The organism is Acinetobacter sp. UBA2581, from assembly GCF_002339435.1.
Lineage (GTDB): Bacteria > Pseudomonadota > Gammaproteobacteria > Pseudomonadales > Moraxellaceae > Acinetobacter > Acinetobacter variabilis.
Genome location: NZ_DDLD01000075.1, coordinates 12,492 through 38,288, shown reverse-complemented (window position 1 = coordinate 38,288; position 25,797 = coordinate 12,492). Strand labels below are relative to the sequence as shown.

Annotated in this window: 24 protein-coding genes and 1 pseudogene; 12 read left to right on the top strand and 13 right to left on the bottom strand. The window is 44.2% G+C overall.

Annotated elements, in window-relative coordinates:
- Position 1: 1 nt before the first annotated feature.
- Complete coding sequence (locus tag B3Q46_RS09260; RefSeq protein ID WP_034701751.1) at positions 2–448, bottom strand: GNAT family N-acetyltransferase; 447 nt, start codon at positions 446–448, stop codon at positions 2–4.
- A 391-nt stretch (positions 449–839) separates the two neighbouring features.
- Between B3Q46_RS09260 and B3Q46_RS09255 the strand changes: the two genes are divergently transcribed.
- Positions 840–1,325: a hypothetical protein gene (locus tag B3Q46_RS09255; protein ID WP_034701748.1), complete on the top strand. Its 486-nt coding sequence runs from the start codon at positions 840–842 to the stop codon at positions 1,323–1,325.
- A gap of 34 nt (positions 1,326–1,359) precedes the next feature.
- On the opposite strand, the gene B3Q46_RS09250 is transcribed toward B3Q46_RS09255, so the two are convergent.
- Positions 1,360–2,241: an alpha/beta fold hydrolase gene (locus B3Q46_RS09250; RefSeq protein WP_034701698.1), complete on the bottom strand. Its 882-nt coding sequence runs from the start codon at positions 2,239–2,241 to the stop codon at positions 1,360–1,362.
- Positions 2,242–2,398: 157 nt separating this feature from the next.
- Here B3Q46_RS09250 and B3Q46_RS09245 point away from each other — a divergent pair, with 157 nt between their 5' ends.
- Both B3Q46_RS09245 and B3Q46_RS09240 read left to right on the top strand, forming a co-directional pair.
- Positions 2,399–2,671: a hypothetical protein gene (locus B3Q46_RS09245; protein ID WP_034701695.1), complete on the top strand. Its 273-nt coding sequence runs from the start codon at positions 2,399–2,401 to the stop codon at positions 2,669–2,671.
- A 138-nt stretch (positions 2,672–2,809) separates the two neighbouring features.
- A complete protein-coding gene (locus B3Q46_RS09240) occupies positions 2,810–3,307 on the top strand; it encodes a DUF2505 family protein (RefSeq protein ID WP_005236909.1) in 498 nt (165 codons plus the stop codon).
- A 48-nt stretch (positions 3,308–3,355) separates the two neighbouring features.
- Here the strand turns inward: B3Q46_RS09240 and B3Q46_RS09235 are convergent, their stop codons facing one another.
- Positions 3,356–4,639: an MFS transporter gene (locus tag B3Q46_RS09235; RefSeq protein WP_034701692.1), complete on the bottom strand. Its 1,284-nt coding sequence runs from the start codon at positions 4,637–4,639 to the stop codon at positions 3,356–3,358.
- Positions 4,640–4,956: 317 nt separating this feature from the next.
- Here B3Q46_RS09235 and def point away from each other — a divergent pair, with 317 nt between their 5' ends.
- Entirely contained in the window at positions 4,957–5,445 is a 489-nt protein-coding gene (gene def / locus B3Q46_RS09230) for a peptide deformylase (RefSeq protein ID WP_034701745.1), read from the top strand.
- Here def and B3Q46_RS09225 read toward each other — a convergent pair whose 3' ends face one another.
- The 8 genes from B3Q46_RS09225 to sdsA form a co-directional block, all read right to left on the bottom strand.
- On the bottom strand, positions 5,446–5,883 hold the full coding sequence (locus tag B3Q46_RS09225) for a YbjQ family protein (RefSeq protein WP_034701689.1): 438 nt from the start codon (positions 5,881–5,883) through the stop codon (positions 5,446–5,448).
- A 3-nt stretch (positions 5,884–5,886) separates the two neighbouring features.
- Positions 5,887–6,243: a YbjQ family protein gene (locus B3Q46_RS09220; RefSeq protein WP_034701686.1), complete on the bottom strand. Its 357-nt coding sequence runs from the start codon at positions 6,241–6,243 to the stop codon at positions 5,887–5,889.
- A gap of 106 nt (positions 6,244–6,349) precedes the next feature.
- The gene (adeK, locus tag B3Q46_RS09215; protein ID WP_034701683.1) at positions 6,350–7,816 is read right to left on the bottom strand and encodes a multidrug efflux RND transporter AdeIJK outer membrane channel subunit AdeK; all 1,467 of its coding nucleotides are present in this window, start codon (positions 7,814–7,816) and stop codon (positions 6,350–6,352) included.
- Positions 7,816–10,992, bottom strand: a complete 3,177-nt coding sequence (locus B3Q46_RS09210) for an efflux RND transporter permease subunit (RefSeq protein WP_005236901.1) — start codon at positions 10,990–10,992, stop codon at positions 7,816–7,818. Before B3Q46_RS09210 ends, adeK begins: the two co-directional genes overlap by 1 nt.
- Before the next feature lie 13 nt (positions 10,993–11,005).
- A complete protein-coding gene (locus B3Q46_RS09205) occupies positions 11,006–12,274 on the bottom strand; it encodes an efflux RND transporter periplasmic adaptor subunit (protein ID WP_034170140.1) in 1,269 nt (422 codons plus the stop codon).
- A 35-nt stretch (positions 12,275–12,309) separates the two neighbouring features.
- A complete protein-coding gene (locus B3Q46_RS09200; protein WP_034701676.1) occupies positions 12,310–12,912 on the bottom strand; it encodes a phosphatase PAP2 family protein in 603 nt (200 codons plus the stop codon).
- A 159-nt stretch (positions 12,913–13,071) separates the two neighbouring features.
- Positions 13,072–15,114 carry a site-specific recombinase gene (locus B3Q46_RS09195; protein ID WP_286714927.1) on the bottom strand — a complete coding sequence of 681 codons (2,043 nt, stop codon included), beginning with the start codon at positions 15,112–15,114 and terminating at the stop codon, positions 13,072–13,074.
- Between the two features lie 15 nt (positions 15,115–15,129).
- Positions 15,130–16,107, bottom strand: coding sequence for an All-trans-nonaprenyl-diphosphate synthase (gene sdsA, locus B3Q46_RS09190; protein WP_004784900.1), 978 nt, complete (start codon positions 16,105–16,107; stop codon positions 15,130–15,132).
- Between the two features lie 445 nt (positions 16,108–16,552).
- Between sdsA and rplU the strand changes: the two genes are divergently transcribed.
- The 8 genes and pseudogenes from rplU (at position 16,553) to B3Q46_RS09150 (ending at position 22,890) form a co-directional block, all read left to right on the top strand.
- Positions 16,553–16,864: a 50S ribosomal protein L21 gene (rplU, locus tag B3Q46_RS09185; RefSeq protein ID WP_004784898.1), complete on the top strand. Its 312-nt coding sequence runs from the start codon at positions 16,553–16,555 to the stop codon at positions 16,862–16,864.
- Positions 16,865–16,883: 19 nt separating this feature from the next.
- Positions 16,884–17,138: a 50S ribosomal protein L27 gene (rpmA, locus tag B3Q46_RS09180; RefSeq protein ID WP_004784896.1), complete on the top strand. Its 255-nt coding sequence runs from the start codon at positions 16,884–16,886 to the stop codon at positions 17,136–17,138.
- A 247-nt stretch (positions 17,139–17,385) separates the two neighbouring features.
- Positions 17,386–18,078: an outer membrane lipoprotein chaperone LolA gene (gene lolA / locus B3Q46_RS09175; protein ID WP_004784895.1), complete on the top strand. Its 693-nt coding sequence runs from the start codon at positions 17,386–17,388 to the stop codon at positions 18,076–18,078.
- Between the two features lie 166 nt (positions 18,079–18,244).
- Positions 18,245–19,006 (top strand): hypothetical protein, encoded by a 762-nt coding sequence (locus tag B3Q46_RS09170; protein ID WP_004784893.1) that lies wholly within the window; start codon positions 18,245–18,247, stop codon positions 19,004–19,006.
- A 100-nt stretch (positions 19,007–19,106) separates the two neighbouring features.
- Entirely contained in the window at positions 19,107–20,378 is a 1,272-nt protein-coding gene (gene serS / locus B3Q46_RS09165) for a serine--tRNA ligase (RefSeq protein WP_004784891.1), read from the top strand.
- Between the two features lie 73 nt (positions 20,379–20,451).
- A complete protein-coding gene (gene cysG / locus B3Q46_RS09160; protein WP_004784888.1) occupies positions 20,452–21,825 on the top strand; it encodes a siroheme synthase CysG in 1,374 nt (457 codons plus the stop codon).
- 34 nt (positions 21,826–21,859) lie between these two features.
- Positions 21,860–22,336: a tRNA (cytidine(34)-2'-O)-methyltransferase gene (locus B3Q46_RS09155; protein ID WP_004784885.1), complete on the top strand. Its 477-nt coding sequence runs from the start codon at positions 21,860–21,862 to the stop codon at positions 22,334–22,336.
- Positions 22,337–22,500: 164 nt separating this feature from the next.
- Positions 22,501–22,890, top strand: a pseudogene (locus tag B3Q46_RS09150) (hypothetical protein).
- Between the two features lie 69 nt (positions 22,891–22,959).
- Here the strand turns inward: B3Q46_RS09150 and B3Q46_RS09145 are convergent.
- Both B3Q46_RS09145 and B3Q46_RS09140 read right to left on the bottom strand, forming a co-directional pair.
- Complete coding sequence (locus B3Q46_RS09145; protein WP_004784881.1) at positions 22,960–24,348, bottom strand: APC family permease; 1,389 nt, start codon at positions 24,346–24,348, stop codon at positions 22,960–22,962.
- Positions 24,349–24,612: 264 nt separating this feature from the next.
- Positions 24,613–25,797: an iron-containing alcohol dehydrogenase gene (locus B3Q46_RS09140; RefSeq protein ID WP_004784880.1), complete on the bottom strand. Its 1,185-nt coding sequence runs from the start codon at positions 25,795–25,797 to the stop codon at positions 24,613–24,615.

Genomic DNA, 25,797 nt, shown 5'->3' with positions numbered 1-25,797 from the left:
TTTAAAAAGCGTATTTATATAAATGATAATTTTCTTCATTTTCCGATTGATGATTCGGTGAGAAAAATCCATTTTTTTGATAATAACTTAAAGCTGTTTGAGTCGATTGGACTTTAATTTTATGGATATTTTTACGCACTAAGGATTTGTGCATCTGATCAAAAAGCTGGGTGCCAAACCCGAGTCGCTGGAAACGTGCAGCCACATAGTGCATCAGGATTTCTCCAGTGTCACTGACCAGCAAAAAGCCGACAATCTGATCATTTAAAATATACACCCAGCAGTCGTTATAAAGCATTTCCACAATCAGCTGGGCGTGATTAAACTGCTCCAGCCAGCGTTGGATCACGCTGTCTTCACGTTGATGATCCAAAATACAGGATTGAATACTGTCGTGGATGACCTGAATTATTTGAGGTATATCTTGAATCTTCCCTTCACGAATCATAATTTTATTCATTTACTCGACCATAAAGAGGGACCTTTTATTTGAAGGAAAATGCTCAAAAAAACAAATACCAATCGTGTAGCTTTTTGAGTGCATTTGCTAAAGAATCCAGAGTTGATGATCGATTCTGTAGTGATTTGTCTGATTTATTTATCCTGATCAATATTGGCTTTCTGGATTCATTCTAATTTTTAACAAGATTTTAGATCCTTATTTCAAATTGAATACTGGGAAATAAGGCTCAACCGAAGAAAAAAATCCAAGAAGATCTAAAAAAATCCTTAAGTTTGCTGTACAAAAAATAGACTTGTGTTAAGTTGGAAGAAGATCGCCAAATCAAGAATTGGCAGACCGTGATAAAAATAAAATTAACTACACGAGATGATCAATGATTCTTAAATTCCTGATTTTTTCATGTCTAGCCCTGATACTGTATGCGACCTGGTTTATCGGCATGAAAATCTATAAAACCCAGCGGTATGTAAAGAGTAAACGTGTCGAAAAAGAGGATCCGATTTCCAGCAGTACTGAAGAGAGTCAACCTGAGTCTCAGGAAACATTGCATGTGGTCGATGCCTATGAGCTGGAACTGTTTGATGATGTGGCGCAATTATTTTTCCAACATCAGGTTCAGATTCAGGATCGCAATGAAGCAGAGCAGTTACAGCAGGAACTGCTCCGTAAGATGCCGATGCATACCGGTACACAAATCCGTCAGATGGATTTAGGCGAATGGTCAATTTTCTGGAATTTTTATGATCAGTCACTGGAATATTATGTCGGCCGTTATGGGGTATTTTATGCCCATGTCGACCGTTTCGGCGAGGAACACCGTCAGGAAATCAGAACCGATATTCAACAGGCACGTTATGCTTAAGCAGCTAAATGCTTAAATACCCTAGAGACTAAAATCAAGCTGCATTTTTGAGTTGATGTAATTCACTGAACTTGGCGAGCACTTCATCCCAGAGCTGTTCTGCGCCCTGACGGAAATAACCCATATGTCCAATGTGTTTGAGTCCATAATCGGTCGCCTGAATATCAATATAATGCAACGAGGCCTGACGGTAATGTTGTATAAAGGCTTGTCTGGATTTAGGTAAGGCCCAGGCATCATCGAGTGCGGCTACGGCATAAATAGGTGTTTTTACCGCGGCATAATGGGCATGTAGGTCTTTCAGTTCAGGATCGGCAAAGAAATAGGTTGGATTTTTGCACCATTTGCGCCACTGACGATAGACATCACGCGGTAAGTCGGCGCCCATATTTAAACGACTCCATGGCAAATAGCCTGTCACCGCTACCATCGGTGGAAAAACAATATTCCAGATTACCTGAACCTTGATTCTTTCAGTTAAAGGCATATAACCATGCCAGCCAGCACCGGTGCCAAAGCAGTACATTGCTTCAATGCGATCATGATATTTACTTAATCCCAAAGCCTGCCCGCCATAGGAGTGGCCAATCATATAAATATCCAGACCGGTTTTGCTCAGATAATCAATCGCAGCGCTGAGATCATATTGTCCCCAGTCTAAATAGGACATTTTAAAATTCTTTAAACGTTTGGGTGCAGAATCAGCCACCCCACGATAATCAAAAGTCAGTACCTGAAAACCTGCTCGTGCTGCATATTCGGCAAAGCGCCGGTAAAAAGCTTGGGGGACACCCGTTGCGCAGGCGATGACAATATTGGCTTTGGCATATTCACTGCGGTAAAGCTTGCCGGTTAAGGTATAGCCATCTTCTGCCAGAAACTGCACGGTTTCGACCTGAACTTTTCCTTGTTGCATGCTGGATATCCTTATACGTGGATTGAATGAGGGGAGGTGAATCTATATTATTTTTAATCTGATCTAAGCCATGATGTCAAAACTCACGAGTCGTAAATGACATCTATGCTTACCTATATGGCATGTAATCGCCTCATACAAAAGGAAGGGCTGCCTCATGCTGATTGATTTTCATCAGGCACAATTACAGAAATTTATGGCTTTAGCGACTCAGGTTGAAGCTGAACCGGAACACTATTTACAGTTTGATTCCGTTTCTGATTTTTATAAGGCCAGCTGGTTAAAGAAATTTCCTGCGGGTACGGTCTGGTATGCTTCCGGCCTAGATGATGGGGCAGAAGAATTTCATGCGGTCATTAAGTATCGTGAAGTTCAGCTTTTACTCAGTTGTGGACCCTGTATATCTGCGAAAATTGCCTGGAAATATTGACCTCAACGCCAATTTTTCTCAATAAAAAAATAATGACATCCGATGTAAAATTGACTTAAATAGCTTATCTTCTCTGTCAGATGATTCATTTGACTTAATTTGAGTCCATAACCCCTAATAAAAATAAGGAAAATAGATATGGCCCACCAGTTTACCGTAAACGCAATTATTCGCGGTGTTTCGATTGATGAGTTTAAACGTCTGGCAAATGACATCAGTTTGCATGAAGCGGTTTGTCATCGGATCCCTGCTCAAAATATGGAAATTCTGGTTTCAGAAAAGCAGGGACATCTGTATACTCTGAAGCGTGCCTACAATCTGGATGTCAAAATCCCAGATATTGCCAAGAAACTGCTGAAAGATGCGTTTCGCTTGCAGCGTACCGATGTTAGCAATCTAGAAGAAATGACTTCAGTCGTGGAACTAGGTGCCAATCTGCCGATTGAAGCTAAATGTCAGCGTGCCGTTACAGGTGATGAACAGCAGATTCAGTTCCAGTTGAACTGGACGGTGAATGTGAAAGTGCCTTTGGTCGGTGGCATGCTGGAAAAACATGCTGAAGGCGAAATCCGCAAGTTCAGTGAAATCGAGATCAGCATTGTAGAAGATGAGCTACGCAAGAATCTGAAAGCTTAAGCTCGTATTTTCACGCTTAGAAAAAGAGCCTGTGAGTCAGGCTCTTTTTTATTTTAGGCTGTTTTTTTCAAATTTGCTGCGGTAAAGCAGGGCAGTGAAGAGAGTCACTAGACAAACGGTCCAGATATAGTACAGGGCACCAATATTGCTATATAGGCTCAACCATTGCACCAGTGGCAAGGTGATTCCACCTGCAATCGCATAGGCCAGATTATAGGAAAATGAAATTCCGCTGAAACGGATTTGTGCCGGGAACATTTTCACCATGCTATAAGAAACCATGCCCACGGTTCCTGAGCTTAGACCGAGCAACATGTAAAGCATGAACACCGTTGACGCTTCAACATGACCCAGACTGTGATAAAAAATCCCAGCCATTGCCGCGACAAAAATAGAGCCAAGTAAAATGACCTTGCCTGCACCGAAACGGTCAGCCAGTACACCAGCAATAATGCAACCGAGCATTTGCATTAGGATTGCAGCACTTTGCATCTTGAATGCATCAGCACGTTCGAAGCCAAAACTGGCCACCAGTAAATTTGGCATCGCCAGAATCAACACCACTACACAGCCGGTCAGGAACCAGGTAAATAACATCCCGATGCCTACAGCAGTTTTGTGGCTTAACAGCACTTGCTTGACCGGTAATTCTTTCGCCAGTTCTTTTTTCGCCTGCATGGCTTTAAAAACTGGAGTTTCTTTCAAATAACTACGTAGGTACAGTGCCACAAAACCAAAAATCCCACCTAGAATGAAGGGAACGCGCCAAGCCCAGTCTTTGATTTCCGCTTCAGTGAACTGTAAGGAAATAAACAGCGACATTAGGGCACCGAGTAGAATTCCGAGTGATAGGCCTGCGGTCAGCAAGCCATTGGCAATCCCAATTCGGCCTTCAGGCACATGCTCAGACACAAAGGTCCAGGCAGCCGGAATTTCACCGCCAATCGCAATACCTTGAACAACACGCATCAATAGCAGCAGCAATGGTGCAGCATAACCAATACTTTCAAAGGTCGGCATGATTCCGATCATGAGGGTCGGTAGCGCCATCAACAAGATGGATAAACTGAACAGACGTTTACGACCGATCAAATCCCCAAAATGTGCCATTACCACACCGCCGAGTGGGCGAAAGAAATAACCTGCAGCAAAGATACCATAGGTATTCAGCATGGCCCAGAACGGACTTAGGGTACTTGGAAAGAACAGCTCAGAGATCAATTTGGCGTAGAACACATAAATGACAAAATCATAGAATTCCAGTGCGCCACCTAGGGACGATAGTCCGAGGGTGCGTTTGTCAGCACGGCTCAGATAGGGTTGTGCATTCATGTAGTCGTTCCATTATTTAATATCCATGACTTGATTACTGATTTTAAAGAAGGGTTATTTTCTTGAATAATCAATCTTTCTTTGTTCAATCTAAACTAAAATTTATTAAAATTTAAATGAATAAAATTATTTGGAATGTTTTGATTAATTATTTTCCTTTCAAGTGAAGTTTTTAAGGTAACAATAAGTTGGAGTTCACAATATTACTTAAAACACAGCTTATCTTTTTTAGACGTATTTATTCATTTTAGTATGATGTTCATTCTGTAATTTTCCTTCTAAGATAGAGTTAGATGAAAAAATTACAGGATAGCGTGATGACAAATACCTTAGCAGTGGCACAGCAAGGTGAGGCCGTTTTAACCCTAATTGCCAGTCCGGTCACACAGGCTGAATTTGACAGTGACTGGTTGCGGCAATTTAACAGCACCTTGATGGAAACCATGCAGCACCGTCAGGGCGTGGGCATTGCAGCACCGCAGGTTTATGTCTCTAAACGCATTATTATTGTCGCATCACGGCCCAATTTACGTTATCCGGATGCGCCGTATATGGATGCTGTGACCATGATCAATCCGGAGATTATCAGTGCCTCAGCTACGCAAGTATTGGGTGAGGAAGGCTGTTTAAGTGTGCCCGAGCAAAGAGGGAGGGTAGCTCGAGCAGAAGAGGTTGAGGTGCGTTATTTTACCTTAGAGGGAAATGAAGTGGTTCAGTCGTTTAAAGGCTTTCCGGCACGAATTGTACAGCACGAAATTGACCACTTGAATGGAATTTTATTTGTAGAAAAGCTTTCAGAAGCATAATTACTTGGCCTGAATTGCGGTGCCATAAGCGAAGACTTCAACCATACCGCCTTGCATGCCAAGTTCGGTAGTACTGAGACGGATTCCCATAATCTGGTCAGCACCCATTTTTTCTGCTTCCAGTTTTAATCGTATTATAGCTTCACGTCGTGCCCGTTCAACGACACTCTCATAACTGGTCAAACGACCACCTAGCATGTTTTGCACATTAGCAATCGCATATTTAAAGTAATCATGTGAAATCACCACATTGCTGCTGATCATATGACCGGGGAGTGTAGATTCGATGAAGCGGCTATTATTGACCCGGATATAAGCCAAACGCTGTTCCTGTTCATCCAGATATTGCAGATGCTTGCGCTCGTTAAAGCGACCAAAACCGAAACCCACGCTGAACAGAATGGCAAAAATGACAATCTGTATAATCAATCCGTCCATGCATTAGTTCGCCTGTGGAAATGGATCAGGCAGTTTAGGCATGACTGGATCAACGATGACTGCTGTGCCATAAACAAAGAGTTCAGAAGCACCTTGGGCAATATTTGAGGTAGAAAAACGAATACCCACAATCGCATTGGCGCCCATACTGCGGGCTTTTTCAATCATCCGGTTCATGGCTTCCTGACGGGATTCTTCCAGTAATTCGGTATAAGCGGTCAACTCACCACCGACAATATTTTTTAGACCGGCCAGAAAATCACGTCCAACATGCTTACTGCGTACAGTACTGCCATAGACCACATCGATTTGCTGGCGAATAGTATGTCCCGGTACAGATTCCAGATTGCTCAATAACATGCAGATATCTTCTTAATCAGTCATATAATCATGAAGATAGAAAATCTCCTTTAAAAAAGCAATAAAAAAGCCCACCGAAGTGAGCTTTTCTGAAAAGGAGTTAGGCTTATTTTGTCTCTTTCGCACGACGCTGTTCGGTCACAGACGGGCGATACGGTACAGTGTCTGAGGTATTAACTTTCAAACCACCACCAAGACTCTTGTACAGTTCAACCTGGCTGTTCAGATTCGCCTGTTCAAGTAATAACAAACCTTGTTCTGCTGCATATGAAGCACGTTGTGCATCCAGTACAGTCAGATAACTGTCAATACCGGCACGGAAACGTGCCAGAGACAGACGGTAAGTGGTATTAGTTGCATCGACCAGACGGCGTTGAGCAGCAATACGGTCACCAATATTCTGACGTACCGCTAGGGCATCATTCACTTCACGGAATGCAGTCTGAATTGATTTTTCGTAATCTGACAGCGCAATTTGTTGATCTGTTTCGGAAATACGGATATTCGCCTGACGTGTACCCCAATCGAAGATTGGAATATCCAGACTTGGGCCTACAGACCACGCAAAACTGCCAGACTTGAACAGATCACCCAGATCCGCAGATGCAAAACCTGCCGAACCCGTCAGACTGATCGTTGGATACAGACGCGCACGGGCAGCACCAATATTGGCACCTGCCGCAGACAGACGATATTCAGCTGCACGTACATCCGGACGGTTAATCAGCAGATCACTTGGTAAGCCTGCACCTAGTGCTGCATTAGAGGTAATGCGGGTAACACGCTGTGCCGGTAACAGGTTGGCCGGTACGGGTTGACCTACAAGCAGATTTAGCAGGTTTTGTGCCTGAGCCACCTGGGTGCGATAGTTGGCAACATCATTACGTGCAGTTTCAACAGAAATCTGTGCCTGACGTACCGGAAGTTCGCTATCGATACCCACATCAAAACGTTTTTTGTTCAGGTTATAAGATTCAAGCTGGGCTTTCAGCGTTTGCTCAGCCAACGCTAGATTGGCATTGGCAAATGAGTAACTCAGCCATGCTTGGGCCACCTGACCGATCAGGGAAATCTGAGTCGCATCACGCGCACTTTGAGTCGCCAGATAAGTATCCAGTGCATTGTCACGCAAGCTGCGCACACGACCCCAGAAATCCAGCTCAAATGCAGTTACGCCTAGACCGACATTATAAGTCGTCACAGCGCCACGGCTTTGCGGGTTGTTACTGCCAGTGTCCTGACGTAACACGCTGCCGCTCGCACCAATGGTTGGCAGACGGTCATTTTCAGAAATCTGATAAGCCTGTTGGGCACGCTGAATGTTTAATGCGGCAGTACGCAAATCACGGTTATTGATCAATGCCAGGTCCAGTACCTGTAACAGGCGCTGGTCAGCAAAGAATTCTTTATAACCCTGTTCTGCTACAGAAGTACCTGAAGCATTGGTATAACTGCTTGGGATATTTGCCTCTGCAACGGGCTCTGGGCCACGCATGCTTTGACATGCAGTCAAAGCAAGCGCGAGGGCAGATACCGCAATGCTACGACCTGTAATAGACCATATATTTTGCATTACGACTTGTACTCCTGATTTTGTTGTTTTGGTTTGTATTTAAAGATACTTCGAATCCATACGTAGAATACAGGAATAAAGAAGATACCTAAAAGAGTCGAACTGATTACACCACCAAGGACACCATAACCGACGGAGTGCTGGCTACCCGCACCGGCACCTGAAGCAAGTGCTAGTGGAAGTACACCAAAACCGAAGGCAAGGGTGGTCATGATAATTGGACGTAAACGCATTTTTGCTGCATGCAGGGTCGCATCAAACAACTCTTCGCCTTGTTCCTGCAGCTCTTTGGCGAATTCCACAATCAAGATTGCGTTTTTCGCAGAAAGACCAATTACGGCAATAATCGCTACCTGGAAGTAGATGTTATTCGACAGATTCGGGTCTTTAAACAGAATCATACCGCCAAAGGTCAATAGTAATGCACCCACGATGCCTAATGGTACAACCAGAAGAACCGAGAATGGAATTGACCAGCTTTCATACAATGCAGCCAGACACAGGAACACGATCAACAGTGAAAGCGCGTACAAGAATGGTGCCTGTGCGCCAGACTCACGTTCTTCCAGAGACAGACCAGTCCATTCATAGTCGAAACCTTGCATGCCCATTTCAGGAAGCTTGGCAATGATTTCTTCCATCGCACGCATTGCATCACCTGAGCTCACGCCCGGTGCCGGTGTACCCTGAATGTTCATTGCAGATACGCCGTTATAGCGTTCTAGACGAGGCGAACCATAGGTCCATTCACCCGTTGCGAATGCCGAGAACGGTACCATTTCGCCACGGTTGTTACGAACATACCACTGGTTCAGGTCTTCCGGCATCATACGAGAGCTGGCTTCACCCTGAACGTACACTTTTTTCACACGACCACGGTCAAGGAAGTCGTTGATGTACGAACCACCCCACGCCATGCTCATGGTACTGTTAATTTCAGAGATGCTGACACCTAAAGCACCGGCTTGTGCATGATCGACAATCACACGGTACTGCGGGTTATCTTCCTGACCATTTGGACGGACACCTGCAAGACGTTTGTCTTGTGCAGCCAGGCCCAGAACAGTATTACGCGCTGCCAAAAGTTGCTCATGGCTTTGACCACTTGCTGCTTTTAACTGCATGTTAAAGCCGGCAGATACACCCAGTTCAGGCATTGCTGGCAATTGTAATGGCATGATGTAAGACGCATCTTTCACAATCATGTTCAGTGCCATACCACGCTGGATAATTGCACCGACCTGTGATTCTGGTGTGGTACGTTCAGACCAGTCTTTCAGTTTGATAAATGCCAGACCAGCGTTTTGACCTACACCTGTGAATGAGAAACCAGCCACACTGAAGACAGATTGGACATGATCTTTTTCATTTTCCAGGAAGTAGCCTGTCATGGTATTGATGACTTTATCGGTACGTTCCAAGGTTGCATTTGGTGGCAACTGTACCAGCGTCATTACGACACCTTGGTCCTCATCAGGTAAGAATGAAGAAGGTAGTTTCTGGAAGATCAGCACAATAATCCCGATCACCACCGCATAGATGATACCGGAGAAAATCTTGTGGTGTGTCATACGATTGACGCCGCCTTGATATTTCACAGAAACACGGTCAAAGCTATGATTAAACCAGCGGAAGAATCGTGCAGCCGGATTGTTACTTTGCGGCTTGTTCGGATCATGCTGTTTCAGAATGGTTGCACACAGAGCAGGGGTAAAGGTTAAGGCCACCACCAGCGACAGAACCATCGCTGTGACCAGCGTGATTGAGAACTGGCGATAGATAACACCTGTAGAACCACCAAAGAATGCCATTGGTACGAATACTGCAGACAGTACAGAGGTAATACCGATCAGCGCACCAGAGATCTGTTTCATCGACTTTTCAGTCGCCGACACAGGATCCAGATGCTCTTCAGCCATGACACGTTCAACGTTCTCGACCACAACGATCGCATCATCGACGAGCAGACCAATCGCGAGAACCATCGCGAACATGGTCAAGGTGTTGATCGAGAAGCCGAAGATATTAATGATTGCAAAAGTACCCAGTACAACTACTGGAACGGCCATGGTTGGAATAATCGTTGCGCGCCAGTTCTGCAAGAACAGGAACATTACGATGAAGACCAGAATGACTGCTTCAATGAGAGTATGAACCACCGATTCAATCGATAACTGAATGAATGGTGTGGTATCAAATGCCAGTGTATCCACCATCCCTTGAGGATAGTTAGGACGTAACTGTTTTAAACGTTCTTCAACTGCTTCAGCGGTATCCAGTGCATTGGCACCGGTTGCAAGTTTAATCGCAACACCGCCAGCCGGTTTACCATTAAATTTAGAATCAAACTGGTAGTTGTCTGCACCAAGTTCTACACGTGCGACATCGCCCAGGCGGACTTGAGCACCTGAAGTGGTATTTTTCAGGAAGATGTTTTCGAACTGTTCAGGTGTTTGCAGCAGACTTTGCGCATTCACTGTCGCATTCAGTACCTGTCCTTCAATTTGTGGCGCACCACCTAATTGACCGACAGCCACCTGAGCGTTCTGGGTACGGATTGCCTGAGCCACATCACTTGGAGTCACTTGCAGACTAGCCATTTTGGCTGGATCCAGCCAGATACGCATTGCATAAGAACCACCAAAGACCTGAACTTCACCAACCCCGGCCACACGGCTTAAAGGTTCAGAAATGTTTGAGTTTACATAGTCTTTAATGTCATCTGCAGTCAGGCTGCCATCAGGAGAATAGAAAGCTAATACCTGAAGGAAGCTGGCACCAGATTTGGTCACACGTACACCCTGACGTTGTACATCATCAGGTAACAGTGCAGTTGCAGACTGTAATTTGTTTTGTACCTGAACCTGTGCAATATCAGGATCGACACCTTGTTCAAAGTTTAAGGCGATGGATGCCTGACCGTTACCGGCACTGTTCGAGGAAATATAACGCAAGCCATCCAGACCGTTCATCTGCTGCTCGATGATCTGCGTTACTGTATTTTCTACAGTCGCTGCAGATGCACCCGGATAAGTCGCAGAAATGGTGACTGTTGGTGGCGCGATCGTCGGATACTGAGCAATTGGCATTTTGCTGATGGTTAAAATACCCGCCAGCATAATTACCAATGCAATCACCCATGCAAAAATCGGGCGATGGATAAAGAATTTAGCCATGAACCATTACTCCTTATGCATTTGCAGCAGGTTTTTGTTCAGGTTGTTTCTTTGCATCATCTGCCTTTTTTGCATCTGCTGCAGGTTGTTGCGCAGCAGGAGCAGCACCTTGTGGGGCAGCTGCTTGAGGTTGATAGGGTTTAGGCACCACTTGCTGTTCAGGTTTTACCTTGGCAATACCATCAACAATCACTTTATCACCCGGATTTAGACCTTCGGTTACGATCCAGTTACTACCTTGAGTACCGACTGTCGTTACTGGACGTGGAGTTACTTTATTGTCAGCACCCACCAGCATCGCCATGGCCTGACCAGTAGGCGTACGGGTTAACGCCGCTTGTGGAATCAGGAAAGCATTTGGAATTTCGCCTTGCACGATTTGCGCTGTGGCAAACATACCTGGCAGAAGTAAATGGTTTTTGTTCGGGAATACTGCACGTAAAGTCACAGTACCTGTTTCAGGGTTCACGCTGGCATCCGAGAATGCAAGACGGCCTTCGACAGGGTAGATGCTGCCATCTTCAAGCTTTAACTTCACTTTGGTGTTGTTTGAGCTGTTGAGGTTGCCTTTGCTTAGCTGTTGACGCAGGCGTAGCAGTTCAGCACTTGACTGGTTGATATCTACATAGATTGGATCTAGACGCTGAATTGTAACCAGTGGTTCTGTCTGATTTGCAGTCACTAACGCACCCGCCGTAATCGAAGAACGGTTGGTTTGACCAGAAATCGGTGCACGTACGGTTGAATAGCCCAGGTTGATTTCAGCATTACGTAAAGTTGCACGGTTTGCATTCAAATCAGCTTCAGCCAGTTTGACCTGTGCTGCGATGTCATCGTATTCCTGTTTAGAAATGGCATTGGTACCGACCAGTTGACGGTAACGACCTTCTTTAACACGCAATACACCTAAATTCGCTTCAGCACGGGCAATCGCAGCACGAGCATTATCGACAGTAGTACGGTTAGTGCTTGAATCGATTTCATAAAGCGCCTGACCTTCACGGACATAGCTACCTTCAGTGAATAAGCGTTTAAGCACCACACCACTAGCCTGTGGACGTACTTCAGAAATCTCAAATGCTGTTGTACGACCTGAGAGCTCTACAGACTGCTCGACACTTTGTGGCTGTGCAACAAGAATACCGACTTCAGTCGGTGGCATTTGCTGCTGAGCACCAGCTTGCTGGCCCTCTTTAGGATCTTTGCTACAACCAACAAGTGCAAGACTTGTTGCTAATGCGCAAGCAGTCAGGGCGGGAGCCCAAAGCTTTGCAGACATCATTGTTCCACCTCAATTGGATTCTTATCTAAATTTTTTTATTTGTGAGCCGTGCAATATCTGATCCAGACCATATACCACAACGAAATCCAAATAAAACTTATACTCCAGCCGGATATGACATCTGAAGGAAAATGTACACCTAGATAAACTCTTGAAATACCCATAATCAGCATCCATGCACCTGCACCCATCCAGATGATGGTATGTCGGGGATGTTGCCGATATATGAACACTGCCAGACAGCCGAGACAGGCTGCATAGACGCTATGGGCACTCGGGAAGGAGCTTCCATAGCTTTCAACCAGATGAAAAGACTCTGCTGGTCGAGGTCGGGCAATACTGAATTTTAAAAGCCAGCCTAGGAGAATTCCTCCGATAATTCCGATACATATAAAAATTACGCTTGCATGCTTTTTATACCACAGTAGAAAAATACACCATAGTGTGGATAAAAATAATACAAATGGCATGCCACCTATCACTGATAAGGACTGATTAATTTGATTTAAAAATTCTGTGCGATAGCCGCTAATCCATTCAATTGCAAGCACATCCAACTGGCTTAAAGTTGCAATATCAAGAAATAACACACTGAAAATTAAAAATAAAATTCCGACAATAAGTAACAAGTAATGCATGCCAAAAATCCTTGTCCTTTTAACCGTTATTCAGCCGGTTAACTGTCTGCGCTAAAGTGTACTTGTCAGTACACTTTTTTTCAAGAGTGCGTATTTTATGCAAATTCCATTTTTTACTTATGGGATTTTGTACCTAAATGCCCAAATATTCTCGCAATTTTACAGTTTTGTGTATGTATGATTTTCGTCAATTTCAATAGATTGCTTCGGCGGCCAGAAAAACTCACTTGGGCGAGTCAGGAAATGGGTCATGACCAGTTTAGCGAGCGGTTTCCACTGTTCGAAACGCACCCGTCGTGCGCGTAATGCCACAATAATGGTCAGGCTGAAACTTACAAAAAGGTTAGTCAGACCAATCAGCAGAACACCCAGGAAAGAGATGATAATGAGTCCAATATCTGGACCATTAATATTGATTAGTCCTTGGATAAAGTTGGCAGACGCAAAGGCAATATGACGAATATCTAAAGGCAAGCCGAGAATGAAACCGATGGTACCCATACTGCCCAACATAACCCCAAAAATAAAATTACCCGCCAGTGCACCCAGATTACGTTCAATATAGTCAGCAAATCGATGCAAACGTTCTTGTCCCATCAGTTGTGACAGGCGCACATGAGCTCTTAGACGAGGACCGACCTTCCGATACACTGCCATATTATCGAAATAACCGGCTAATAGGCCTGACAGGAATAAACATACTCCAGCCACTGCTGCATGAGGAATCGCTAAAGAAGTAAATGGATTCAGGTCATATAAGGTTTTGGCTGCTTTGGCATGTGTCATTAATGGCTCATGTAGGGCAAATTCCCACATCAGGGCAATCAGTGCTGCAACCGGAATTGCGATTGAAATATTCCCAAGAATCGCGACAAACTGGGTCCGAATGATATTCACAATCAGTGCAGCCAGTTCAGCAATCTGGGCAGTTTTCGAACCCTTACGCTGTTGTACGGTAGAAGCCAGTGCAGCTGCAGTCATCGCTGGCTGTTTGGTTGCAACGGTAAAGTGCAGCACATGAATGAGCATAAAACCGAGCGAATAGTTCATGCTATAGCTAAAGGCTTGCATTAAAGGTGCCATCGTGACACGCGCCATTAAGACTTTCAGCGAGGCCATAAAGGCAATGATGATACCGGCACCGGCTGCCGATTTGTACATGGCCAAAAAGCCTTGCTTGTCGGTACTTACGTAATGTTCACCAGTCTTACTGGCATTTTCAGTTACCTGTAAAGCCAGGAGTTCACTATTGGTAGTCAGTAAGGCACGCACACTGCGTTCGCTATAAATCGCTTCGGTAATATCTGCGATAAACAGACCAATGGACTGATAACGCAGATCATCGTCATCCAGCACCATATTCAACAGGATTTCAATCCGTTCCAGACACTGTTCCAGCAAGGCCAGCATATAGGTCAGGCTGACACTGACCCCAATCCGTTTGGTAGAGCGGCGAATTTTGGCGACAACATCGTGACACTGCTCCAGCATGACCAGAGCTTGAGAAGCATCTGGCGGCGTAATCGCATCTACCAGTTCTACAGTGTTATAGCGTTTTTTATATTCCTGGATAAATTCAATAATCTCACGGTTTTGCACCAGAAAAGGTGATTCATATTCCATGAGCTCAGGCTGGGCATTAATAAATTCAGGATGCAGGCCGATCCCACTCACCCGGTAGGACAGAATCGTTAGTGCTTTAATGATCTGATCTTTGATTCGGGTTTTTTCTACCTGATTGGAATGACCCTGATTTACAACAGCAAAAAGTCGCTGCCAATCCGCTTCATCAAAATAATCCAGCCAGTATTTATCGGTACGCAAATAGAAAATCTTGCGGAACAATTCCTGAAGCTGTAAATGATCTGGAATCACCGGCAGGATATGCGCCCCGATCCGCTGATTCAGCTGGTTCCAGAAACCATCCAGAGAAAGAATCCCGGTATCGGAAAACAGACTGGCTTGTTTATAGCGGTTGATAATTCTTAAAGTGAAACTTTGTAAGGTTAAGACTGCATTGGGAGTGAGCAGTAAAGCCCGGATAAATGCATTAAATTTTGTTTCGATTTCTTCTGTATTTCTGCTGTCTTCTGGGCGTATACGTTCTACAAGTTGGATGAGCAGATTCTCATCCAGCACCGCTTGTGGTTGTTCAAGCTGATGCTGCATGCTTTGAAAAATATCAAGAAAATTAATATGCATAGGCGAGATAAGCGGCTATTGAATCCGGTGAAGAGCCAGTTTGGCCAGATTAACGAGGGCCTGACGATACTCTGAATCGGGTAGTGCATTCAAGGCTTGAATTGCAATTTCTGTTTCTTCGGTTGCACGCTGGCGGCAATAATCCAAGGCGCCAGAATCATTTACAATCTTGATGACTTCTGCCAAATGATCTGTTCCGCCCGTTGCAATACTGCGACGGATAATTTCATGCGATTCCCCAGTTGTATTCTTCATGGCAGCAATCAATGGCAGGGTAGGTTTACCTTCCATCAGGTCATCACCGATGTTTTTACCTAGGGTTTCAGCATCAGAGGTATAGTCCAGAATGTCATCAATAATCTGGAAGGCATTACCGAAGTGACCAGCGAATTTACGTAATGGTTCGCGGAATTCAGTCTTGTCGGAAAGAATAGCGGCACCTTCGGTCGCCAACTCAAACAGGCGAGAAGTCTTGCCATGAATAATACTTAAATAAGTTTCTTCTGAGGTTTCTGGCTGATGTTGCGATTGTAGTTGCAGAACTTCGCCTTCGGCAATTTCGCAGGTACCCGTAGAGAAGTCTTTGAGCAGGGTCATATTGTTAAGGTCGACCAGTAAATCAAAGGCACGCGAAATCAGGAAGTCACCCACTAGCACAGCTGTCTGATTGTTCCATGTGGCATTGGCAGTTGGACGGCCACGACGCAAACCTGACTCATCGACGACATCATCATGAACTAGAGTTGCCGTATGCAACATTTCGATAATGGCTGCCAGTTTGCGATGCTGTTCCAATTCTACGGCACCACAGGCTTTCGCTGCCAACAGGCACATGATTGGGCGCATGCGCTTGCCGCCAGCTTCAACCACATGCTTGCTGACCGCCATCACCAGCGCTACTTTTGAGGTAATTCCTTCGTTAATGAATGTGTCCATCGCAGCAAAGTCGTTAGCAACAGGAGCGAGAATATCTTGCTTAAAGTCGATGGCCATGTGAAAGAAAACCTCTAGTTTGGTAAATCGCAGCGGGTAGTTTAACAATTTATAACATGAGTGAAAGCTAAGAAAAGCACAAACTCCACTAAAAATCAGCTTTTTATAGCACTTCTTTGAGTTTAGCCTAAATTTTGACATTTAAAAAATGAACAATATCTTTCCGCTAAAGTTTTTTTCTAAACATTCTCAGGCAGCCGGAAAACTCGGAATTGAGTATCCTTTTTTTGGCCATTATATCCAATATTAATCTTTGATTTTGAATGAATAATTTAATGATTTATAGGCTTTATAATGGAGTTCATGATTATTTCCTTAAAATGGCTTGTTGTTTCTTATAATATCCCTTAAAATCTTTGCCCTTGTATAACCCCCAGTGGCGCGCGTTTTAAGATCGATATATTCCTTTATCGGCACGTCGACACGGGCATGTTTGGAGTACATTATGTACGCAGTAATCCAAAGCGGTGGTAAACAGCACCGTGTAGTTGAGGGTGAAACCCTTAAAGTTGAATTATTGAAAGCTGAAACTGGTTCAACAATTACGTTTGATGACGTACTTATGCTTGTAAACGGTGATAGCATTCAAATCGGTGCTCCAGTTGTAGCTGGCGCTAAAGTAACTGCAGAAGTAGTTAGCCATGGTCGTCACGACAAAATCCGCATCATCAAAATGCGTCGTCGTAAGCACTACCGTAAACAACAAGGTCACCGTCAATGGTTCACTGAGTTGAAAATTACTGGTATCTCAGGCTAATTACTAGGAGTAAATAGACATGGCAACTAAAAAAGCCGGTGGTTCGACTAAGAACGGTCGTGATTCGAATCCTAAGATGTTAGGTGTTAAAGTTTACGGTGGCCAAACTGTAACTGCAGGTAACATCATCGTTCGTCAACGTGGTACTGAATTCCACGCTGGTCAAAACGTAGGTATGGGCCGTGACCATACATTATTTGCTACTGCTGATGGCGTAGTAAAATTCGAAGTGAAAGGTCAATTTGGCCGTCGCTACGTATCTGTTGAAGCATAATTTGCTGAGATAGAAAAAAGACCCACAGTTTCTGTGGGTTTTTTTATGCGTGAAGGTTTATCGGCTTATAAAGCTGTGACAGCGAATGTAAATATCACTATTGAATCTTCATAATGATGAATAAAAGTAGGAATTCTGCATTAATAACAATACAAAACTTCTTATTTTCTATCATCTTAGTTTGAGAAATTGGTTTAAGATGAGTCATTAGATAAATAGCGATATGCAAATACAAAAAGGTGAGATTATGAGTATGCTTCGTAAAACTGTATGTGCCATAACAATCGGTACGGCGACACTGGCACCTGTCATGAGCACGACTGTATTTGCCGCAACTGCAGCGACGGAGCAGCAAGCTACTGCGAATCTGGTGAAACAGCTCAGCAATATCCGTAGCTTAACTGCAAATTTTGAACAAACGACTAAAGTCACGAATCCGAAAGCGACCCAGAAAAAAGGCTTGACTGCGCAGCACATGAACCAGACCTTTAAAGGTGTGATGAAAGTGGCGCGTCCGGGTAAATTCTACTGGGAAACTTCAAGCCCGTCGAAACAGACTATTGCTACTACTGGTAAAACCGTATGGATCTATGATCCAGACTTGCAGCAAGCAGTGCGTCAGAGTCTAGACGATCAAGTGGCAAATACACCGGCATTATTATTGTCCGGCAATACTAGCCAGATTATGCAATCTTATCGCGTAACTCAGCCGAATAAAGCTAAAACCTATTACACGCTTTATCCGAAAAATACCGATGGGGTTTTTGAAAGCCTGACTATCAGTTTTGGTGCGAACAAAGCGCCTAGCTTGATGATTTTGCAAGATTCATTAGGCCAGACTACCAATATTAAATTCAGTAATGTCAAACTGAATACCACGATTCCGGCATCTACATTTAACTTTACCCCGCCAAAAGGCACAGACATTATTGATCAATAAACATCAAGATCAACTCAACAAAAAAGCAATCTTCGGGTTGCTTTTTTTTGTTCCTGATCGAGATGGATCTGGAGTCATTACAAGGTTGGCGTATATCTAGAAGTTCGGGTGTTTTAGAATAAACAAAAGTTGAGTCAATGAAATTGCAAAATTTTAGGAGCTCAGGATGAAAATGACTTCATGTAAAATAGGCTGGATCGGTTGTATCTTGTGTCTGAATCTCGGGCTATTTGCCTGTCAGCCTCAAACCTCTTCAGTCACTACATCCGCGCAATCAGAAGACACAGGAGAAATCCAATCCAAAATAGTTCCAGTTAAAGATGCCAATCAGGTCGTGTGTGAAATCGAAGGTTGTGTGCGCTTTGATTTGCAGACTGTAGATACCAATATGAGTTGGATTGATCAATACTTCATGGAGCGTATTCAGCGTACTGAGCCGGTCGCTTTTAGCAAAGTGACCAGTAATAAAATTAAAGCAAAGGATCAGCCAAAATTTATTGATCAACGTTCCATTCAGGTGAATTACCTGAATCAGCATGCGCATCTGGCCACTTTTATATTTAAAACTGCCCATCAGCCTGAACGTGCAGCACAGCCCCAATCTCATACTGAATATGTCAATCTGGATCTAAAACAAAAGAAACGTCTAGCTCTTCATCAGGTTATGTGCGGTAATACAGATGAAAAACTGAAACAGACTCTATATCAAGCAAATAAAGACTGGCTGGATCGTTATCAAATCACCCAGCAGAAACTAGCACTGAGTGATAATTATTATTTTGACAGTCAGGGCTTGGTACTGGTTTATCCGGCAGGCGAGTTGAACAAGACAATCAGTGATATGGCAGAATTAAAAGTACCTTATACAGCATTAAGAGAGATCATCCGGCCTGAATATTTATCGCTTTTGCCTCAAACAAGCCTTTAAATATTGCGCTAATAAACTCCAGCCGGTAGGTCAGTCACTGTATTTTTTGACGTTAAGAGCTTACACTATAGCCAGTTTTTTTCTTATCCAAAGATTGGCTATGATCGACCCGAAATTACTTAGAAATAATATTGAGGCTGTAAATTTAGCCTTGGCAAAACGTGGTGTTCAACTGAATGTTGAGGAGTGGGCATCATTAGAAGCTCGACGTAAAGAGATTCAATCCAAAACTGAATCCTTGCAAGCTGAGCGTAATGCCGGTGCCAAGCAAGTGGGTCAGATCAAAAAAGCAGGTGGCGATGCCTCTGAAATCATGGCACGCATGTCTTCAATTGGTGATGAAATCAAGGCTGCTGAAGCTGCACTGGCTGAGCTGCAAGCTGAACTAGAAGAAAAATCACTGTCTATTCCAAACCTGCCAGATGAATCTGTACCTGAAGGTAAAGATGAAAATGACAATGTGGAAGTCCTGAAATGGGGTACACCACGCGAATTTGACTTTGAAATCAAAGACCATACTGACCTGGGCGAAATGATGGGTGGTCTGGAATTTGAAACTGCGACCAAATTGACTGGTTCACGGTTTAGCGTTCTGAAAGGTCCTTTAGCGCGTCTGCAACGTGCCATCACTCAGTTCATGCTGGATACGCATACCACTAAAAATGGCTATACCGAAGCCTATGTACCTTATTTGGTGAATGCAGATTCTTTACGTGGTACAGGTCAGTTACCGAAATTTGAAGAAGACCTGTTCAAGCTGCAAGGTGAGAAAGAATTCTACCTGATCCCTACGGCTGAAGTACCTGTAACCAACTTCGTGCGTGATGAAATCATCGATGCCGACCGTCTGCCACTGAAATATGCAGCACATACCCCATGTTTCCGTAGTGAAGCCGGTTCATATGGCCGTGATACCCGTGGTCTGATCCGTCAACACCAGTTCGACAAAGTTGAGATGGTTCAGATTGTAAAACCTGAAGACTCTATGCAGGCACTGGAAGAGTTAACTGGTCATGCAGAAGGTATTTTGCAAGCATTAGGTCTGCCATACCGTAAAATCATTCTGTGTGGCGGTGATATGGGCTTTGGTGCATGCAAAACTTATGACCTTGAAGTCTGGGTGCCAAGTCAAAATACGTATCGTGAGATTTCATCTTGCTCAAATATGTGGGATTTCCAGGCACGCCGTATGAAAGCGCGTTACCGTGCTGACCAGAAAAAAACTGAATTCGTACATACGCTGAATGGTTCAGGTCTGGCTGTAGGTCGTACTTTACTGGCGGTCATGGAAAACTATCAACGTGCTGATGGTTCAATTGAGATCCCTGAAGTACTGCGTCCGTATATGGGTGGTGCAACTTACATCGACTAAATGTCGGTGTATGCACCAAAATGTGCATGAAAATTGCTTAGACAGTCAGATTTAAAACTTTTTGAGGTATTTTGTGGATATCTTTCCAATCTCGTTAAAGTTGCAACAGCAACCTTGTCTGATTGTCGGTGGTGGACATATTGCATACCGTAAAGCGGTATTGCTACAGAAAGCAGGGGCAGTCATTTCGGTGGTTGCACCTGAGATCGAAGCGAGTCTGCTTGAGATTGTTCAAGCGACCGCCGGTCAATATGTTCAGGCACCTTTCAATTCTGAAATTCCTCTACGTTCCTACCGTCTGGTGATTGCAGCGACCAATGATGCTGGAGTCAACCGTCAGGTGTTTGAAGACTGTGAAGCTGAAAATGTGCTGGTCAACAGTGTTGATGATCCACCACATTGCCGTTTCATGGTGCCAGCAATTATCGACCGCTCACCACTGGTTATTTCAGTCGCGAGTAACGGTACTTCACCAGTATTGTCTCGTCAGATCCGCACTCAGCTTGAAGCTACCATTCCGCATGGTATGGGTAAACTGGCTGAGTTCTCTGGTAAGTGGCGTAGTGCAGTTAAAGCCAAGATCACTAATCCCGATGAACGCCGTATCTTCTGGGAAGATTTATATGCCAGTCCTTTGAAAGAACAGGTATTTAATGAAAATCTGGCTGAAGCCGACCGTTTGATTGAACAAGCCTTAAATGAATGGCAAAAGCCAAAAGGTGAGGTTTATCTGGTCGGTGCCGGACCGGGTGATCCGGAGTTATTGACGCTAAAAGCCTTACGCTTGATGCAGCAGGCCGATGTGGTGATCTATGACCGTTTGGTCTCTGCACCGATTATGGATCTCTGTCGCCGTGATGCAGAAAAGATCTATGTCGGTAAGGCGAGGTCCAATCATGCGGTGCCACAAGAAGGGATTAATGCCTTACTGGTGAAATATGCCAGCGAAGGCAAGCGAGTCTGTCGTCTAAAAGGCGGTGATCCGTTTATCTTTGGTCGTGGCGGTGAAGAGATTGAAGAGCTGTTTGCTGCTGGCGTGGCCTTTCAGGTCGTGCCTGGCATTACCGCAGCTTCAGGCTGTTCAGCTTATGCTGGTATTCCGCTCACTCATCGTGATTATGCACAAAGCGTGCGTTTCCTGACAGGTCATTTAAAAGAAGGTTCTCCTGAACTGCCTTGGAATGAACTGGTTTATGAAAACCAGACACTGGTACTTTATATGGGACTGGTGGGACTGGAAAAAATCTGTGCACAATTGATTGAGCATGGTCAGCGTCCAGATATGCCAGTGGCCTTGGTCTCAAAAGGCACCACACCAGAGCAAAAAGTGGTGGTGGGAACGCTCCAAGATATTGCATCGAAAGTGAATGAGCACCATATTCAGGCACCAACCTTGACCATTATTGGTGAAGTGGTGCGTTTACGTGAAAAATTGAAGTGGTCCTAAATGGCCACTAAACTCCCAAAAGTAGAGAAAAGCTGTGATCCATGTTGTTTTATATGAACCTGAAATTCCTGCCAATACAGGTAATATTATTCGCCTATGCGCAAATACGGGAGCACAGTTACATTTGGTCAAGCCCCTTGGCTTTGAACTGGATGATAAAAAACTAAGACGTGCCGGTCTCGATTATCATGAATATGCCAATATGCAGATTTGGGAAAATATTGAAGAGTGTCTGGCCGATCTGGCTACTAAGGGCGTAGGTGTGGATGCGGTTTATCCGCTGACCACCAAAGGTTTTGAAACCCCGCATACCTCAGATCTAAATCGTTCTGTAGCCTTGTTGATGGGATCAGAAACTCGTGGCTTGCCAGAGCATGTACGTATGATGTTCCCAAAAGAGCACTGGATTCGTCTGCCAATGGCCGAGAATTCACGCAGCTTGAATCTGTCCAATGCAACAGCTGTGATTGTCTATGAAGCTTGGCGTCAACAGGGTTTTAAACCGCTTTAAGTTCATCGTACCGATTTAAACAGCTGCCTAAAGGCAGCTTTTTTATTTTATGTAACAGATACAGGTACATGTTTGGTCTTTCAGGTAATCTTGTAGATAAGCTGTTGAGAATGTAGAAAAAAGGATGGTTTTTAGCAAGCTGTAGTACGTTATTGCTGGCCAGCATGATGACACAGGCTCAAGAAGCGCCACAGCAATCAGTATCATCACAAGATACAGCTCAGCCCATTACTCAGGAATAAATCCGCCAAGGGCTGGCAGCGATGCAACGGCGCTTAAATAGCCGCATTGAGCAATGGGGCAAAATCCTTAGCCGTGATGATTTCGAGTGGACTTGGCGTGGACGTCAGATGAAACCAGCCAAACGTCAGGAAGTTTGTGATATTTTTCAGGGCGTGGTGAATGAAATGTATCAAATGGCGGTAAAGAACAAGGCTCGACTCAGTCCGGAAGATCAGAAACTATTATCCAATCATGATCTGTTTATTGAAAAATTGGGCTTTCAAAATAACCGGGTCAATACCCAGATGGGTTTTGACTGTCGCCTACAATAAGCCCAGTCCATTATCCAAGAAAATAAAAAAAGGCGCATAAAGCGCCTTTTTAAGTATGAACAATATCGATTATTCAAACTCGTTATGTTGTGGAGCAGGGTGCTTAAAGCCCTTGGTTTTATAACCCAGGTACAAAATACCGAACATCGCCCACCATAAACCGTATTTCAGTGCAGTTTCTTCAATTTCCAGCCACATCGCAAAGATACTGATAAAACCAAGCATCGGGATGACCACAAAGCTAAAAATGTCTTTTGCGGTTTTAGTACGACCATCACGCAGTGCATAACGTGAAATCACTGACAGGTTTACGAATGTAAACGCAGTCAAGGCACCGAAACTAATCATTGAAATCACGATATCCAGATCCATGAAGCCAGCAGTTAAGGCCACTGCACCTACAATCAGAATGTTGTAGTTTGGCGTATAGCTTTTCGGACTGATATGACCAAAGATTTTCTTGTTGATCACGCCATCACGACCCATGACATACATTAGACGTGATACACCTGCGTGAGCAGAAATACCAGACGCCATTACGGTAATGATCGCAAAAGTCAGCACATAAGACTGGAACAGTGAGCCACCGACAAGAAGTAGGATTTCTGGCTGAGTTTCAGCAATATTCTTGAAGTAAGAACCCGGTGTAGAAGGGAAGTACAACTGCATGAAGTAAGTACTGATAATGAAAATCACACCAGCGATTAAAGCAGTCAAGAAAATCGCTTTAGGCAAGGTGTTTTCAGTATCTTTGGTTTCTTCTGCCAGAGAACTTAAAGAGTCAAAACCAGTGAATGAGAAGCACAGTAAGGTCGCACCAGTAATCAAGGCGCCAACTGAAGTCAGTTCATTCCAGAACGGTTCAAGACTCCAAAGCTGGTAACGCTGTTCAGCTGTAATCGGACCATCAGCATTGAAACCGGCCTGCAGTTTGGTAAATACCATCCAGGTAAAGATACCGATCACCAATAACTGTACCAGTACGATCAAACTGTTAAAGTTCGCCACGAAGCGTGCACCACGCAGGTTTACCCCGGTCATAAAGGCAGTCAGTACGATTACCCAGACCCAATGGTTCACATCAGGAAACAGTGCTTCAAGATAGATCACTGCCAGGATGATGTTCACCATTGGGGATAACAGATAATCCAGCCAAGAAGACCAGCCCACCATAAAGCCAATATTCGGATGAATCGATTTTTGGGCATAGGTATAAGCCGAACCCGAAGAAGGGTAACGGCGAATCATGTGACCATAGCTGATCGATGTAAACAAAATTGCAATCAGGGCAATGATGTAAGAAGTAGGAACATGCAAATGACTTTCTTCAGATACCAAACCAAAAGTATCAAATAAGGTCATTGGTTGAATGTAAGCTAAACCAATAATAATGATGTGCCAGAGCCCTAGCGTTTTTTGCAGTTTAGCTGCCGATTGAGTCCCAGAGAAATTTGTCAACGGCGTTATCCTCTTAATCGTTGATCAAGGATCAGTCATATTTAATAAGGATCGTTTGAGACGAACGATCCCCCCTACAATTTTCTATAAAAGCGCGCCAATCTACTTTAAAATTACGGCTTTTACTAGCTATTTTTTGAATTTAGGCCTGCACGAAATGTGCCATTCGAAGCAAAAAACAGCGATTTCCTGCAAGATAAAAGCCCGATGTCTAAAAAAACATCAGGCTTAAATTTTTCGCTATATTGGCTTATTTTTCAGTAATTACCAAGCCTTTTTTAAGATAGATTTCAGATCTTCCAAACTGGCTTCTTTCGGGTTGTAAATGATGGAACCATCATTTAATGCTTTTTCAGTAACTTCATCCAGCTGTGCTTCAGAAATCTTACCTGTTTCACTTAATGTGCGCGGTAATTTGGTCAAGCTATAGATTCGATCACGCATGGTTAAAATTGTAGCAATGGTCTTGTCTGCACGTAGGTGTGCTGGCGTCTGTGCATAGATATCCGCACCCGCTAATGGTAGTAGCAGCTCGGCAATCTTGTCACCATTGACTTCCTTGTTATATTCCAGCACATAAGGCAGGAACAGGTTCATACATAGGCCATGCGGCAAATGCGCGACTGCACCTAGAGCATGTCCAAGCGAGTGCACCAGGCCCACCATTGAATTGGAGAAGGCAATACCAGCCATAGTAGAGGCTTGAGCCAGCTCCAGACGACCTTGAGCATCAGCTGGGTTGTCGAGTACATTAAACAGGTTGGCACTGACCTTTTTCACTGCAGCTGTGGCATAGGCATCGGAAATTGGATTGGCTGCCATACACGTGTAGGCTTCTACAGCATGTGTCATCGCATCCATGGCTGTCATGGCAGTCAGATGCGGTGGCAGGGTCTGGGTCATACGTGGATCCAGAATCGCAGCATGCGGCATTAGGTAATAGGATGCGAATGGCATTTTCAAATTCTTTTCAGTATCCGATACCACAGCAACCATCGTCACTTCAGAACCAGTTCCTGAAGTCGTAGGAATTACGAAAAATGGCTTCAGCGGTTTAGGCAGATTATGCGCACCAGAATATTTGAGTAAGTCGTCACCACCTTCAGAGACTAGAATATTGGTCGCTTTTGAAGTATCAATCACTGAACCGCCGCCAACAGCAATAATGGCATCGCAATCATGATCACGATAAAGCTGTGCTGCGCTACGCACTGTACCTAAACTAGAATCTGGCGGTACATCATCAAAAATCGCTGCAATTTTGGCATCGGTCGATTCAAAAGCAGCTTCAATCGGCGCCAGCAGGTTATTGGCACGTACCCCTTTATCAGTAATGATCAGTGGACGTTTAGCACCTAAAGTGGCCAGTTCAAAAGGAATGTGTTCTAACGCGGCATGACCAGCAATCACTTTGACTGGACAGAAAAATTCATAATAAGGTTTTGCCAT

Coding starts and splice junctions, on each gene's coding strand:
- B3Q46_RS09260 (WP_034701751.1), bottom strand. CDS start 448: ATGATTCGTGAAGGGAAGATTCAAGATATACCTCAAATAATTCAGGTC.
- sdsA (WP_004784900.1), bottom strand. CDS start 16,107: ATGGCCATCGACTTTAAGCAAGATATTCTCGCTCCTGTTGCTAACGAC.
- B3Q46_RS09210 (WP_005236901.1), bottom strand. CDS start 10,992: ATGGCTAAATTCTTTATCCATCGCCCGATTTTTGCATGGGTGATTGCA.
- B3Q46_RS09170 (WP_004784893.1), top strand. CDS start 18,245: ATGAAAATGACTTCATGTAAAATAGGCTGGATCGGTTGTATCTTGTGT.
- serS (WP_004784891.1), top strand. CDS start 19,107: ATGATCGACCCGAAATTACTTAGAAATAATATTGAGGCTGTAAATTTA.
- B3Q46_RS09140 (WP_004784880.1), bottom strand. CDS start 25,797: ATGGCAAAACCTTATTATGAATTTTTCTGTCCAGTCAAAGTGATTGCT.
- B3Q46_RS09245 (WP_034701695.1), top strand. CDS start 2,399: ATGCTGATTGATTTTCATCAGGCACAATTACAGAAATTTATGGCTTTA.
- rpmA (WP_004784896.1), top strand. CDS start 16,884: ATGGCAACTAAAAAAGCCGGTGGTTCGACTAAGAACGGTCGTGATTCG.
- B3Q46_RS09220 (WP_034701686.1), bottom strand. CDS start 6,243: ATGTTATTGAGCAATCTGGAATCTGTACCGGGACATACTATTCGCCAG.
- rplU (WP_004784898.1), top strand. CDS start 16,553: ATGTACGCAGTAATCCAAAGCGGTGGTAAACAGCACCGTGTAGTTGAG.
- B3Q46_RS09200 (WP_034701676.1), bottom strand. CDS start 12,912: ATGCATTACTTGTTACTTATTGTCGGAATTTTATTTTTAATTTTCAGT.
- B3Q46_RS09225 (WP_034701689.1), bottom strand. CDS start 5,883: ATGGACGGATTGATTATACAGATTGTCATTTTTGCCATTCTGTTCAGC.
- B3Q46_RS09195 (WP_286714927.1), bottom strand. CDS start 15,114: ATGCATATTAATTTTCTTGATATTTTTCAAAGCATGCAGCATCAGCTT.
- B3Q46_RS09240 (WP_005236909.1), top strand. CDS start 2,810: ATGGCCCACCAGTTTACCGTAAACGCAATTATTCGCGGTGTTTCGATT.
- def (WP_034701745.1), top strand. CDS start 4,957: ATGACAAATACCTTAGCAGTGGCACAGCAAGGTGAGGCCGTTTTAACC.
- B3Q46_RS09205 (WP_034170140.1), bottom strand. CDS start 12,274: ATGATGTCTGCAAAGCTTTGGGCTCCCGCCCTGACTGCTTGCGCATTA.
- adeK (WP_034701683.1), bottom strand. CDS start 7,816: ATGCAAAATATATGGTCTATTACAGGTCGTAGCATTGCGGTATCTGCC.
- B3Q46_RS09235 (WP_034701692.1), bottom strand. CDS start 4,639: ATGAATGCACAACCCTATCTGAGCCGTGCTGACAAACGCACCCTCGGA.
- B3Q46_RS09250 (WP_034701698.1), bottom strand. CDS start 2,241: ATGCAACAAGGAAAAGTTCAGGTCGAAACCGTGCAGTTTCTGGCAGAA.
- lolA (WP_004784895.1), top strand. CDS start 17,386: ATGAGTATGCTTCGTAAAACTGTATGTGCCATAACAATCGGTACGGCG.